The sequence below is a fragment of the Novosphingobium sp. ZW T3_23 genome (assembly GCF_044987305.1).
Lineage (GTDB): Bacteria > Pseudomonadota > Alphaproteobacteria > Sphingomonadales > Sphingomonadaceae > Novosphingobium.
The window spans coordinates 1-13065 of record NZ_JBJDRF010000089.1; the positions used below are offsets into that span (position 1 = coordinate 1).

A 13065-nucleotide genomic window follows, 5' to 3' on the forward strand; every position below is an offset into this window, starting at 1 on the left:
CGTCGCCCACATGTCCCTTCATCTAAAACCTACAATGTCAAAGATCCGCCAGACAAAAAACCCGGACAACCAGCAATCCCCGCTTCTTGCGATTGGGGAGCATGTTGCCCGTAATGTCTTGGCGACCACTGCAAGAGCGTCTGCTCCGCTGCGGTGAGAGGCCCTCTAAGTCCCACCCATGATTCGGTCAACACGCTAATTTCAAAAAATCTTCATAATCGTACCAAACCACCGTTTTCCGCCGCCGTCTCCGCCATTTCGGCCGAAACCGGGATGTTCACTCTCCAGCCAAACCTGTAAAAGCCGCAGCAGGAGGTGCTGCCGTTGGACATCGAAGCCGAGGACATCAGTGGCGAGGACATATTGCCGCTGCTTCACAAGCCCGGCGGGCAAGGACTGGCCGAAAGCCTGATCGGCGCCGGCTTCTATATCGACGACCCCGAGGACGTCGCGACTATCGTCAGCCTGGATCTTCGGATCCGCGCGGTTCAATTGCGGACGATAGACGGCCTGCCACGCAAATGCCCCCTCACCTCGGGATACGTGCTTCTGACACCTGCCCTAATGTCCGCGATATCCTCGCTCCGCACGCCCACAGACCTTGAGCACGACAGGATGCGGCAGAAAGTCGCGGCATTCGGGTTTCGCGCCCGTATCGAGGAAGACGATCTCCCCGGCCTGATAGCAGCCATCGAAGCGGCTCAGGCCTATCGCCTGCCCTGGCGCGAGGACCGGTTCGAGGGGATTCGTCTCGCCCGCAAGTATGGCTCTGCGCGCGAGGAGGCCAGATTGGCCGCGGCATGGCTGGAGGGCGCCCAGAATCCCCCTCCCGGAGATCTGGTCATCGCCCTTGTATCGGGCCTGCAGGATTCGGGTAAGATAATGGAAGCCCTGAGCCATACCGATCTGGTCGCCCGCAAGGCCAATGGTCTGGACGGCGAAGAGACACGCATTCTGCTGGTCCAGCGCGGATCGCTATGGCTGGATCGCTACGAACTGGCTCACGATCCGGACTATCTCGACCGAGCGCGACAGTGTGCGAAGCGAAGCTGGGCCATCGCACCAAGCGACGCGTGCAGCGACCTCTACAATCGACTGCGCAAGCTGGAAAACTGAAACGAGAATTACCGACAGCGCCGACATCCCCATTCAGATCGGCAATTCCGTGGTTGCCTTGATTTCGGACAAGGCGACGATGGAGTTCAATTCCTGCACCCCGGGGAGCTGCGAAAGCTTTTCGAAGAAGAACTTTTCGTAAGCCTCGATATCGGCGGCTACCACCCGGATCAGGAAGTCTACCGAGCCCATCAGCACGTAGCAGTCCAGCACCTCGGGAAACTCGCGGATCTTGGCGGAGAACTCATCGAGGTTGGCGCGGCCATGGGCGTTCAGTTTCACTTGCGCGAAGACGTGGGCGTCCAGCCCCACTTTCTTGCGATCCACGAGCGCCACCCGGCGCTTGATGTAGCCTTCCCGTTCCAGCCGATCGATACGCCGCCAGCAAGGCGAGGACGACAGGCCAACCCGCTCTGCGATCTGCGCGGTGGTCTGACTTGCGTCACGCTGGAGCTCTCGGAGAATCTTTCGCTCGTATGGGTCTAGATCGGGCATATTTTTCTCATATCATGTCTTTTTAGGTACGTCTTGCCGATAATGGGGGTTTTCGACCCCGAATGAGGAGAGATTGCCCTCGCGGGACCTGCAATAAGGGTGCCGGCACTTACGCCAGCCTGGAGTTTTTGAAATGGTCGCCCGCGCCAGCCGCATGACGCCGCCGATGGAATATGTCCGTCTCTACGACGAAGCAGCCGGCCTTGACGGAGTGATCGCCATTCACTCCACCGCGCGCGGTCCGGCCGCCGGCGGTTGCCGGTTCTGGACTTATGCCGACGAAAGCAGCGCCATGGCCGATGCCGTGCGTCTTGCCGAGGGCATGAGCTACAAGAACGCCATGGCCGAACTGCCTTTCGGCGGCGGCAAGGCCGTGCTGCGACGCCCGGTCGGCGCGTTCGATCGTGTCGCGCTGTTCGAAGCCTTCGGCCAGGCGGTCGAACGCCTCGACGGGCGCTACGTCACCGCCGAGGACGTCGGTACCACCGTTTCCGACATGGAAGCGATCGCGCGTCACACCAGCCATGTCGCCGGGCGCACCGCCCTGCCCGGCCGCGCTGGCGGTGATCCCTCCCCTTGGACCGCGCTCGGCGTGTTCGAGGCCATGCGCGCCGCCGTGGCATTCCAGTCCGGCAGCGCGCTTTCGAGCATGACCGTGGCCGTGCTGGGCGTCGGCAATGTCGGCGGCCACTTGTGCGACATGCTGGCGGAAGCCGGTGCGGAACTCGTCGTGGCCGACATCGATCCGGCGCGCTGTGCCCGTGTGGCGGAAGTCCATGGCGCACGCGTGGTGGCGGTTCATGAGATTGCCGGGATTGCCGCCGACATCTTCGCACCCTGCGCCCTGGGCGGCGTGCTGGATGCAGCCACGATCGGCAGGCTGGAGGCGCGCCTCGTCTGCGGCGCGGCCAACAACCAGCTCGCGAGCGAGGACATGGCCGCGCTGCTGCTCGAACGCGGCGTGACTTATGTGCCCGATTACGTCGCCAATGCCGGCGGGATCATCAACGTGGCGGCGGAATACCTGAAGGAGAGCGCCGACGAGGTCCGCCAGCGCGTCGTCCGCATCGGTCCGCGTGTGGCCGCCGTGTTGGACGAAGCCGCTCGGGAAGGTCTTGCGCCGTCGATCGTGGCGGACCGCACTGCCGAGCGCCTGATGCAGCAGCAGGTTCACGAACCGGCCTGACGGCCCGCGCGAGGGTTGGGGTGTCCCGGAGCGGATCCGGGGGCCCTAACCCTGCCCCACTTTACCCCAGACAGGGTACCTCGAACTCGGTCGCGACCGTGCGGTCGCGGCCCGCGACCTTGCTCAGGTAGAGCTGCTTGTCCGCTTCGGCGATCCACCGTTCCGGCGTCGTTTCGCCGGAGCAACGGGCCGAAGCGACCCCCACGCTGACGGTGACGCAGGGGCTGACGTTCGATGTTTCGTGCGGAATTTGCAGCGCGTTGACCTGCCGTCTGATCTCCTCCGCCACCTGGAGGGCCGTCGCGGGATCAGCGCCGGGCAGGATGCAGACGAATTCCTCGCCGCCGTAACGCGCCGTCACCGCCGTCATCCGCCGCAGCGCGCGGTTGAGCGAGGCGGCGATCATGACGATGCAGCGGTCCCCCGCGACATGGCCGTAAGTGTCGTTGAACTGCTTGAAGAAATCGATGTCGAGCATGATCACCGACAGCCAGTCTCCGGTGCGGCAGAGGCGCACCCATTCGCCTTCCAGCGTGCGCTCTAGCTGGCGGCGATTGCTCAGCCCGGTCAGCGCATCGGTTACCGCCAGTTCCGCCAGCTTGTCGCGAAGACGCTTCAGCTCCACGTGATTGCTCACCCGCGCACGCAGGACCGCGGGTTGGATCGGCTTGGCCACATAGTCGATCGCACCGAGGGAGAGCCCGCGCATCTCGTCTTCCGTATCGCCCAGCCCGGTCATGAAGATAATCGGCACGTCCGCCAGAACGGGATCGACCTTGAGCTGACGGCAGACTTCGAAACCATCCATGCCGGGCAGCACGATATCGAGCAGGATCAGGTCCGGGTCCACGGATCGCGCCGTATCGATCGCCTCTTCGCCGGATGTGGCGAAGCAGACGTCATAGTCGTCCTCCAGCACAGCGTTCATGATCTCGATATTGGCCACATCGTCATCGACAACGAGAATGGTCGCTTTGTTCACGAGGGGATTCCTTGGGAGAAGGCGCCTTGGGGGGCAGTGCTTTCTGTGATCGGCAGGCGCTCCGCTCCAGCCGCCATACCTTCCAGCAGCGCGAGAGCGGCGACGTAGTCCAGCCGTTGCAAGGCCAGATGCAGCGGATGCGCGGCGCGCTCGGCATCATCCAGGCCCATATCTTGGGCCAACCGTTCGAACGCGCTTCTGGCGCCCAGGCTTCGCCGGCGTAGCAGCGCGCGAAGTTCGTCGCAGGCGGCCGAAAGGTCAGGTCTATCGTCGGACGGCACGGGTCGAGCATGAGGGACGGCCGCTCCTGCGTCGGGCACGGCCGATTCCGCAAGCTTCCCCGCCGCCGCGACGGCGCGGTCCAGTTCCGGTTCGAGCGCCTGGATCGCCGCGAGCGCCGGGATCAGATCCTCGTGCGCCAGACGCTGCTCCACGTCCGAGGCGCAAGCTTGCAGCTCGCGCAGTTCCAGCGAGCCCGCCACGCCTTTCAGGCTGTGGGCCAGGCGCCGTGCATCCGCGATCTGCCCTGCCGCTATCCGATCGCGGATCTCCTGCCCGGCATGGCCGTACGTCGCCGCGAAGCTGACGATCAGCTTGCGGAGCAAGCCCGCCTTGCCGTTGACGCGCTTCAAGGCCTCGGCAATGTCGAACGGGCCCAGGCGATCGGGAAGCTCCGCCACCGAAGCGGCCTGTGTTGCACTCGAAGGCGCGCCGGATCGCGTGACGGCACTACCCTCGCGCGCGGGCTTCAACCAGCGGTCCAGCGTCACGATGAGCTGGCGGGGGTCGACGGGCTTGGCCACGTGATCATTCATGCCCGCGTCCAGGCAGCGCTGCCGTTCCGTCTCGAAGGCGTGGGCGGTGATGGCGATAATCGGCAATTCCGCCATCGGCCAGGTGCGGCGGATGATAGTCGTGGCCTCGATCCCGTCCATTTCGGGCATCTGCACGTCCATCAGCACGCCCGCATAGGCCCGGCCGTTCTGTGCCACCTTGTCGCAGGCAACGCGCCCGTTTTCCGCGCAATCCACCACCAGGCCGGCATGGGTCAGCAGTTCGGTGGCAATCTCGCGGTTGATCTCGTTGTCCTCTACCAGCAGCACCCGAAGGCCCCGCAACGGCTCCGCGACCTGCCCATCCGCGACCGGAGCGCTTGCCTCCCGCATGGGCGCTGACTTCTGCGGCGCCGTCACCTGCGGCAGACCCTCTGCGAACAGCGAAGAGATCGTCTCCAGCAAGGCATGAGAATCGATCGGCTTGGTAAGAAAGGCCGAGACGCCCGCCTCCCCCGCTTCGGCCGCCATCTCGTCCACCGAATAGGCGGTGACGATGAGCGTGACCGGCGAAGGCGCGCCGTGCTGCATGCGGCGAAGCTCTCGCACCGCTTCCATGCCGTCCATGCCCGGCATCTTCCAGTCCAGCAGGACGAGGTCGTAAGGCTTCCGGTCCACCGCCGCACTGCCGAAGGCCGCCACGGCTTCGTCGCCCGAGGCCACGAGATCCACGCCCATGTCCCAGCCTTCGAAGATTTCCTCCACGAGCTGGCGGGCGGCCGCATTGTCGTCCGCCGCAAGCACGCGCAAGGCGCGGATATGCTCGGCCGGCCGTTCGAAACCGGCCGCCCGCCCCGAAGCGAAGCGCATGCGGCAGGTGAAGGTGCTGCCCTGGCCCGGCGCACTTTCCACGCCGATGTCGCCGCCCATCTGCTCGACGATCTGGCGGCAGATGGCCAGGCCAAGTCCGGTGCCGCCGAAACGGCGGGTGGTGGAGCTGTCGCCCTGGGAGAAGGAGCGGAACAGGCTGGCCTGCTGTTCTCCATCCATGCCGATGCCATGATCGCGCACGACCAGCGCAATTTCGAGGCCATCCGCCTGCGACGAAAGCAGATCGACGGCCACCGTCACTTCCCCGCGATCGGAGAACTTCACCGCGTTGCTCAGGAGGTTGAGGACCACCTGCGAGAACCGCAGTTCGTCTCCCACCACGCTGACCGGCAGGCGGTGGTCGATCCGCGCGACGATCCGCACGCCTTTGGCCGCCGCTTCCACCGTGAGAAGCTGGATCTGTCCGGCAACGGCGGCACGAAGGTCGAACGGTCGGGATTCGAGCGTCAGCTTGCCCGCTTCGTTCTTGGAATAGTCGAGAATATCGTTGATCAGGCGCAGCAGGGAGGCCCCCGCGCCGCTGATCCGCTCGACATAGCCGCGCTGCCGCTTGTCCAGGTCCGTGCGCGATACCAGATGGCAGAAACCGAGGATCGCGTTCATCGGCGTGCGGATCTCATGGCTCATGTTGGCCAGGAACATGCTCTTGGCACGGGTGGCTTCCTCAGCCTCGCGCGTGCGTTCTTCCAGTGCGATGTTCTTGGCCCCGATCTCCTCGCTCATCCGCGCGCTCTGCGCGAAGCTGGCGAGCAGCATGTTGTTCAGCCAGATCAGCACCCCGGTCTGGAACGCGACGATGGCGGCGTGGAGCAGGACACGCTCGAAATTTCCGGCCTCCGGAAACACCGCGTAGGGCAAGAGGTACAGCAGCAGGGCGTGATGCGCGGCGATGGCGACGGCGGCGACCAGTATCGCCCGTCGATCCAGCCAGGCGATCGTCAGGGCCAGCATCGCGAAGAAGTACATGTGCATGTCCATCTGCCAGGGATGCCCCCGCAGGAGGAACAGCAGCATGGCCGGCTCCGCCATCAGCGCCACCACCGAGAGATAGCGGGTGGCGGGCGCCGTGCCGCAGCGGCGCCACGTGACATGATAGGCAGCCGCGACCAGCGCCGCCGCCAGCCCCGCCTGCAGCGCCAATCCGTTCGAGGCCAGGCCGTTTCCAGCTTGCCCGCCCGTCACCGTCATCGCCTGGGCGACGGCGGCCTGGAGCAGCACATGTCCCCACAGCAACGGTACCAGGAAAAGGCCGAAGCGGGTTCTCAGCCTGTCGAGCGCGTCGTTCAAGGGCTTGTCCTTTCGGGAGTGACGCAACCCGGCGCCAACGGCGCGGGCTCGACCAGCCAGGCCCCGGCCGCCCGCAACCGCGCGGCAAAGCTTGAATCGGAGGACGCCGCGAAGACCACGTTCGCGAAGTTGCCGGTGCCGAGAAGGCGTCCGTCTCCGGCCCGGACGAGCGCGACCGTGCGGCCCAGCGACCAGCCGGGCGGCGCCACCACCACGAACTTGCCGTCCGCGGCATCGCTCCGGATCGAGGCGATCAGCAGCGCGATCAGCCCCACGGCAAGCAGGCAGGCGGCGGGCACCAGATCGCGGACGCGAAACGACGAGCCCGAAGGGCTGGACGGCCGCGCTGCATCCTCAAAGTCCTGATCAAACACGTCTTTACAGCTCGATCGCAAGTTTGTCCCCCCCGGGTCAAAGCGATAGCGTTATGCTCTTCAGGTATTGTTTTAGTAAAGGTTTCTCAAGTGAACTCTGCGTATTCGCGATCAATCGATTGCTGCATTCGATTGTACGTGAAATTAATCGATTTTATCAACGAGCCGAGAGGGCTTCCGGAGAATTGACCCTGTCCGGCGGGGTGATTGCGGCGACGACCGGGTGCGACCCGGATTCGCTGGCGACGCGACTCTTCGCCAAGGGTTCGCCCGCGACTTCGCGGTGGCTGGCCCGGTTCCGGCCTTGCCGCTTTGCATCGTAAAGCGCGCGGTCGGCCACGGCAGAAAGCGCCTCAAGGTCTATCGCGCCTTCCGCATAAGTGGCGCAGCCGATGCTAAGCGTGCCGCCCTGCCCGCGCCCACCGCCGACCCGCGCGAAGCCCTGGCACAGCGCCTTGGCCAGGGTGAGCGCCCCGAAAACGTCGGTTCGCGGCAGGAGCACCGCAAATTCGTCGCCCCCCAGCCGTCCCCAGATGGCGCGGTGCGGCAAAGTCGAATTAAGGAAGACTCCCAGGGCCACCAGCAGGCGGTCGCCTTCCGGGTGGCCGTAGCCGTCGTTGATCGATTTGAAATGATCGATGTCCAGCAGCAACAGCGCCACCGGTCCGTCCTCCTGCGCCAGTACAGCGCGGGCACGAGCGTCGAAGCCTCGACGATTCAGCAGTCCGGTCAGCGGATCGTGTTCCGCCAGACGCACGATGCTGCGCTCGCGCCGGCGCCGCAGGGCACCGACGATCGACAGCGCCAGCGCCACTTCCATCATGATCCCCTCGAACAGCGAGATCGAGATCATCAGGCCGGTGTAATGGGACAGGTCGATGAAGGCGCCCGGAACGAAGGCCATCAGCGTCTTGAGCAGATAGAATCCGCCATGGCCGAGGAATGCGAAAGCAAGCAGCGTGGTGTCCGGATCGCGGCGGCCGCGCAGTCCGCCGAGCATTTGGGCGGACCGCAGCGACAGCACCGCGACCAGCAGCGCGTTCACCAGCGACAGGATCTGCGTGCGCGCGCCATCCTCGGGCACAGCCAGCATCAAGGCCCAGGCCGGAAGCACGAGGCACCATGCGGGCGAGATCCGGCGACCGAGAAAACTGGCGGTGCCGTAAAGGAACGCCACATGTGCCAGCACCAGCATTCCGTTCGCCAGCCACACACCCGCGATGAAGAAGCCCGCCTCTCGCAGGGGCGTGATCGCACAGCCCACCACGATCGCGGCGAAGCCCGCACTCCAGTAGGCGAGCGACCGCTCGCGGAGCAGGTGCCATTCGAAAAGCAGGAACGCCGAAGCCACGAAAGCGACGGCATTCGTCATGAACAGCATTGTGCGGGGGTCTATGGTCATCGGGCAGTCGCGCTGGGAAGGTTCGCCGCGTGGTTAACGATTGTTTGTAAACAAAGCGTTCAACCATCGCGACGAAGCGCAAACTGCGCGACCCTGCGGCCACGCACCCTTACTTGGCGGCGGATTTCGCGCGCTGGCGCATCTGTTCGGTGAGATATTCGAGCAATGGCCCCTCGAACTTGGGATTGATCACCAGGAAGTGTCGGCGGCGGTCATGCTCGTCGGGCAGGCGGCACAGGACGTTCTCTCCCACCAGGCGACGCACCAGCCGCAAGGCCGTGCTCATCGGCGCGCCGGAGGCGATGCAGGCGCTTGAAACCGAAACCCGGCGGTTCTCGATCCGGGCAAGCAGCAGGTCGAGCAGCATCTCCCATGCCGGATCGCCGAACAGTTCGCCGCCGCCGATCTCGCGCCGCTTCATCTCCTTGCGCAGGAGTTCGCGGATGAAATCCGTCAACTGCCCGGTTTCGGCGGTTGCGCGCAATTCTGCCGGCGGCGCCGACAGGGCGGGCTCGGGCTCGCCGATCAGATCGCCTTCCCGCCTGAAGTTACCTTCCTGAAAGTCACCGGCCCGGAATTTCGGCTGCGCTGCGGGATCGTCCATCAGCATCGCCAGGCGCTGCAATTCGGTGCTGAGGCTGGAAATCTTGCCCAGCAGCGATTCCCGCGCGTCCGGTGTCTGGCGCAGGCCCTTGATGCGCTGGAGCGCCTGCCGCAAGTCGGACTGGTCTATCGGCTTTTCCAGGAAATCCACGGCCGAGGCCCGCATGGCGTCGATGGCGACATCCTTGCTGGCATAGCCGGTGGCCATGATGAACTGGAGCCGCAGGCCCCGCGCCTCGGCATTCCGGCCCAGGGCGTGGATGAGGGCAATGCCGTCCTGCCCCGGCATGTTGTAGTCGACGATGGCGATCGATATCTCGTTGGCATCGAACAGGGCCATCGCCTCTTCCGCACTGGTGGCGACGATCGGCTCGTAGCCCATCAGGCGCAGGCTGAAGGCGCATTCGCTGCCGAAATCCTCGTCGTCGTCGACGATGAGCACCGGCTCGGGCGAAAGCGAGCCGTCGGCGCCCGGCTCCGTCCCCTGCTCGGCGTCCAGATCGGCATCCGATCGCGGCGCATTGAGCATGGCTCCGAGACGTGAGCGCCAGCTTGGATTCATTACGTTCATCGGCACATCAAACCTCGCCAAGGCGAAGTTCCCCTTTTCAGATTGAAGGCAGAACCTGCTGAAGGCCCACGCAGAAGATGGCGACGGCGACGATCGCCCCCGAATCGGGGCGCCGCGTGACCGTGCGGAACTGCTGCGCCGTTGCCACGATCAGCAGGGTCATCGCCGTGATCGCGATCATGGTCGCCGCGCCGAGCAGCCCAAGCCAGGTGGCGCCGGCGGCCAGCAGCTTGATCTGGCTGCCGGTCAGCAGGCAAAACCCCGTGGTGGAGCGCAGGACGGCCAAGCCGCCCGCCACCAGCACCAGGCAGGATGCGCCTGCCAGTACCGACCAGCCGAGCGCGGGGACGCCACCCTTCAGCGCGGCGAAGCTGAGGCCGCCGATGGCGATCACTAGATAAAGAAGATTGGGTGGCCTGCGCCCTTCCCACGGCAAGATCACCGCCGGCAGAAGCAATACAATCAGCAAGGCAAGATTGAAGTAACTCAGACCAGCCATTCAGTATCCCCCATTTGTCACGACGACGCTTGCTTCGACGATCGAGGACGGCAGGGGAACGATTTTCCCATATTTCATTATTGGACTGCCGACCATGTCATAGCTGACTTTGACTTTGAACACACCCGCCCCATCGGACGAAGCGGTTATTACTGGCGCTGTATTGCCACCGAGAATGCGGCCATAGCCTTCGACGACCTGTCTCGCGCGGGTTTGCGCCAGTTCCACCCGCTCGCTGGTGGAAAGTCCGGCAACGGCGGCCCGCGCGCCCTCGGCCGCCGCCTGCCGCACCCCGATCAACGCACTGAAGTAGATCGAGTAGATGATGATCCCGAAGACCAGGGCCAGCAGCGCCGGAGCGAGGAAGACAAACTCCAGCGCCGCCATCCCGCGTTCGCATTTCAGCAGTTTCAAAAGTTTGACTGCTTTATGCACCATCTTCCCCTGACCCAATATCAACAGATATTAAATAAGATTATTGAATGCTGCAGTTAAACTCGCCCCAAATGTGTTGCCTACGCCACCAATGGCTGCAACCACAATCGCTCCCAGAACTGCATATTCTACGGCCGTCAGACCACGTTCGTCAGTCATCAGACGCGCGAAAAGCTTACGAATGGTATTCATGACTCATTACTCCCCAATTCCTCCGATTAAATTTCCGTAACCGGTTGGAGGAACCCGGTGCCGGTATTCATGAAAACTAAATCAAAACAGGCACTCCGCACCGCGCGCCGGTGGTTGCGACAGTGGCACTGCCGACCTGCACGCCCAGTGCCGCCAGCACGTTGTTCAGCAGCGGATCGACCACGTTGCCCAGCAGCGCCGTCACCCGGCTCAGGACGGGCGGCAGCACATCGGACGTCACGGTCTTCAGTCCGGTAGCCTCCAGCAGGTTGCAGGCCAGCAGGCAGGTTCCCGCGATCTTGACCTGGACGTCGAGCCCGTCCGAACCAAGCAGGCTGCTCGTCAGACCGCTGACGGTCTGGCCGAGTTGCAGCGTGTTGCCGATGGTTCGAGGGTGGGCCGGGGCGGCAGGGGTTCCCGCGCCCGGCCCGAAAGTAAGGATCGCATCGTTCGGACCGCTGCCGGTGACCGGTTGCACCACCGCCCTGCCCTTCACTTGCGCCGAGACGAGGCTGCCGAGCAGTTCGTTGCCCAGCAGATGGACACTCAGGATGTTGGCCTGACGAATGTCGCTTGCGCCGATCACCGGCAGCGATTTCGCCATGGGGTCGAACGCCGTGTCGCCGATATAGGCGTTGACCGTGCCCGACCTGACATGGACGGCGACGGTCGTGTCCCTCGCCTGCTCGCTCGAACCAGAGCAATCGATTTCGCTGACTTCGGCCTGCGCCGCGCCCACGTCCACGATCACCGGAAGGTGCACGCCGACGGAGGCCACCGCCAGATTGACCGGCAGATCGATCATGATGCCGATCCGCAGCGCCGAACTGCCGGCCCGCGCCTCGCCCGCAGGCCCGAACGCGAAGCGGGGGCGATCGCCCGCGCCGCTCGACACCAGGCCGATCTTCACGGTGTTCACCGGCACCAGCAGCCCCACCGCTTTCGAGAGATCGATGGCGGTCGGCCCCGACTGGACGGCGTAAGTGATGAGCGAATAGGCGTTCATGCCCGCCCGCAGCGCCGGTTTGTCGCTAGCCTCGCCCACCGGCATGTTCTTCCACACGCCCAGGCCGAACAGCCCTTCGAACGGCACCGTGTAGCCATTGCCAACCTGCCGCGCGAAGACGCGCAGCGCGGCGGCCGCTTCCGGCGTGGCGGCGGCTTCTGCGGCGGCTTCCGCGACGTTCTTCAAACCGTGGGACCGGCCTACCAGCTCTCCGTAAGTGCCGGTGAAGCCCTCCTTCTCGGCCAGAGCGTCGAAGAACAGCCCGGCATCCACATTGCCCTGCATCAGCCCGCGAACGTCGGTCCGGCCCAGCGATATCGGAATGCCGAGCAAGCCGCCCAGCAGGCCGTTCACCACATCGACCAGCGGTTGCGTCACCGGATCGAGCAAGGGCGAGACGACCTTGGTCAGGACATCCGAGGTGACGCTGACGCCCGCCTCGTCGATCCGCGCGGCGGAGGCCGTGGCGGAAAGCGCGGGGATCGGGCTGGCGTCGCCCAGTATCCCGGTGAGGAAACGGCGGCTTTCTTGGCTGGACACCAGCCGCACCGCATTGGCGCGCCCATTGCCGGGGCAGCGCGCCATCGTGGGATCGAAGCGCTGGCCGGCGGCCTGGCCGATATCCGCACAATAGCGGCCGATCTCCACCGACTTGAGAACCGAAGCGTCATAGCCGTTGCGCACAAGATAGTCTTCGGCGCGGGCCCTGGCGTCATAGGGGTTCATCGAGGCTGCCAGCGCGGCGGCCTCGGTGGCGGCGCGCAAGTCGCGGTTGCCCTGGTAATAGAGCCCGACATCGAGCGCGAGGCCCGCCGCGCCCAGCAGCGAGACGCCCAGCACCGCCACCATCGGCCCGATCACGCCGCTTTCGTCTTCCGCCAGTGCCTTGGGCAGCGCCCGCAAGGACCGCAGCTTCAACCGATTGCGGAGACGCGTCATGGTCAGTTCTCCCGTGCGGCGGTCGCGGGCGGAGCGAGCATGAGCGCGGCCTGCTCGGCGATCTGCGCGCGCAGTGCGGCCTTGGCGGAAAGGTTGCGCACCGTCGCCAGCAGCGCATCGGCCTCTCCCCGCCGCCCGGCGACCGTCAGCGCCAGCGCGAGATTGTTGCGCACCACGTCGTTGCCCGGCGCCAGGTCGCGCGCGGCCTTGAGCGCCTCCACCGCCTGCGTCGCATCCCCCCCGCGCAGCAGGGCATAGCCCAGCGCATTGCCGATCAGGGGATCGGCAATGCGCTGGGCTATGCCCTGCTGCGC

At 65.0% G+C, this 13065-nt stretch carries 13 protein-coding genes; 2 read left to right on the top strand and 11 right to left on the bottom strand.

Annotated features, from left to right (window positions below; translation table 11 throughout):
- The first annotated feature begins 324 nt into the window (after window positions 1–324).
- Window positions 325–1116, top strand: coding sequence for a hypothetical protein (locus ACI3K3_RS24380; RefSeq protein WP_404918492.1), 792 nt, complete (start codon window positions 325–327; stop codon window positions 1114–1116).
- Window positions 1117–1149: 33 nt separating this feature from the next.
- On the opposite strand, the gene ACI3K3_RS24385 is transcribed toward ACI3K3_RS24380, so the two are convergent.
- Window positions 1150–1611 carry an Lrp/AsnC family transcriptional regulator gene (locus ACI3K3_RS24385; RefSeq protein ID WP_404918494.1) on the bottom strand — a complete coding sequence of 154 codons (462 nt, stop codon included), beginning with the start codon at window positions 1609–1611 and terminating at the stop codon, window positions 1150–1152.
- Between the two features lie 133 nt (window positions 1612–1744).
- Here ACI3K3_RS24385 and ACI3K3_RS24390 point away from each other — a divergent pair, with 133 nt between their 5' ends.
- On the top strand, window positions 1745–2797 hold the full coding sequence (locus ACI3K3_RS24390) for a Leu/Phe/Val dehydrogenase (RefSeq protein WP_404918496.1): 1053 nt from the start codon (window positions 1745–1747) through the stop codon (window positions 2795–2797).
- 61 nt (window positions 2798–2858) lie between these two features.
- On the opposite strand, the gene ACI3K3_RS24395 is transcribed toward ACI3K3_RS24390, so the two are convergent.
- The 10 genes from ACI3K3_RS24395 to ACI3K3_RS24440 all read right to left on the bottom strand — a co-directional run.
- Entirely contained in the window at window positions 2859–3779 is a 921-nt protein-coding gene (locus ACI3K3_RS24395; RefSeq protein ID WP_404918498.1) for a diguanylate cyclase, read from the bottom strand.
- Window positions 3776–6730, bottom strand: coding sequence for a response regulator (locus tag ACI3K3_RS24400; protein ID WP_404918500.1), 2955 nt, complete (start codon window positions 6728–6730; stop codon window positions 3776–3778). The genes ACI3K3_RS24395 and ACI3K3_RS24400 overlap by 4 nt, the downstream gene beginning before the upstream one ends.
- Window positions 6727–7104, bottom strand: a complete 378-nt coding sequence (locus tag ACI3K3_RS24405) for a hypothetical protein (protein WP_404918502.1) — start codon at window positions 7102–7104, stop codon at window positions 6727–6729. Before ACI3K3_RS24405 ends, ACI3K3_RS24400 begins: the two co-directional genes overlap by 4 nt.
- A gap of 157 nt (window positions 7105–7261) precedes the next feature.
- Window positions 7262–8476, bottom strand: a complete 1215-nt coding sequence (locus tag ACI3K3_RS24410; RefSeq protein WP_404918504.1) for a diguanylate cyclase domain-containing protein — start codon at window positions 8474–8476, stop codon at window positions 7262–7264.
- A gap of 139 nt (window positions 8477–8615) precedes the next feature.
- A complete protein-coding gene (locus ACI3K3_RS24415) occupies window positions 8616–9680 on the bottom strand; it encodes a response regulator (RefSeq protein ID WP_404918506.1) in 1065 nt (354 codons plus the stop codon).
- Between the two features lie 37 nt (window positions 9681–9717).
- Window positions 9718–10179, bottom strand: coding sequence for a hypothetical protein (locus ACI3K3_RS24420; RefSeq protein ID WP_404918508.1), 462 nt, complete (start codon window positions 10177–10179; stop codon window positions 9718–9720).
- A complete protein-coding gene (locus ACI3K3_RS24425) occupies window positions 10180–10617 on the bottom strand; it encodes a TadE/TadG family type IV pilus assembly protein (RefSeq protein ID WP_404918510.1) in 438 nt (145 codons plus the stop codon). It abuts the gene before it with no gap.
- A 27-nt stretch (window positions 10618–10644) separates the two neighbouring features.
- Window positions 10645–10806 (bottom strand): Flp family type IVb pilin, encoded by a 162-nt coding sequence (locus ACI3K3_RS24430; protein ID WP_404918512.1) that lies wholly within the window; start codon window positions 10804–10806, stop codon window positions 10645–10647.
- A gap of 76 nt (window positions 10807–10882) precedes the next feature.
- Window positions 10883–12751 (bottom strand): TadG family pilus assembly protein, encoded by a 1869-nt coding sequence (locus tag ACI3K3_RS24435; RefSeq protein ID WP_404918514.1) that lies wholly within the window; start codon window positions 12749–12751, stop codon window positions 10883–10885.
- 2 nt (window positions 12752–12753) lie between these two features.
- A partial coding sequence (locus ACI3K3_RS24440) for a tetratricopeptide repeat protein (RefSeq protein ID WP_404918516.1) occupies window positions 12754–13065 on the bottom strand: 312 nt, incomplete at its 5' end.

Excerpts from the sequence above, each read along its gene's own strand:
- ACI3K3_RS24415 (WP_404918506.1), bottom strand. The coding sequence starts at position 9,680 with ATGAACGTAATGAATCCAAGCTGGCGCTCACGTCTCGGAGCCATGCTC.
- ACI3K3_RS24385 (WP_404918494.1), bottom strand. The coding sequence starts at position 1,611 with ATGCCCGATCTAGACCCATACGAGCGAAAGATTCTCCGAGAGCTCCAG.
- ACI3K3_RS24430 (WP_404918512.1), bottom strand. The coding sequence starts at position 10,806 with ATGAATACCATTCGTAAGCTTTTCGCGCGTCTGATGACTGACGAACGT.
- ACI3K3_RS24390 (WP_404918496.1), top strand. The coding sequence starts at position 1,745 with ATGGTCGCCCGCGCCAGCCGCATGACGCCGCCGATGGAATATGTCCGT.
- ACI3K3_RS24435 (WP_404918514.1), bottom strand. The coding sequence starts at position 12,751 with ATGACGCGTCTCCGCAATCGGTTGAAGCTGCGGTCCTTGCGGGCGCTG.
- ACI3K3_RS24425 (WP_404918510.1), bottom strand. The coding sequence starts at position 10,617 with ATGGTGCATAAAGCAGTCAAACTTTTGAAACTGCTGAAATGCGAACGC.
- ACI3K3_RS24420 (WP_404918508.1), bottom strand. The coding sequence starts at position 10,179 with ATGGCTGGTCTGAGTTACTTCAATCTTGCCTTGCTGATTGTATTGCTT.
- ACI3K3_RS24410 (WP_404918504.1), bottom strand. The coding sequence starts at position 8,476 with ATGACGAATGCCGTCGCTTTCGTGGCTTCGGCGTTCCTGCTTTTCGAA.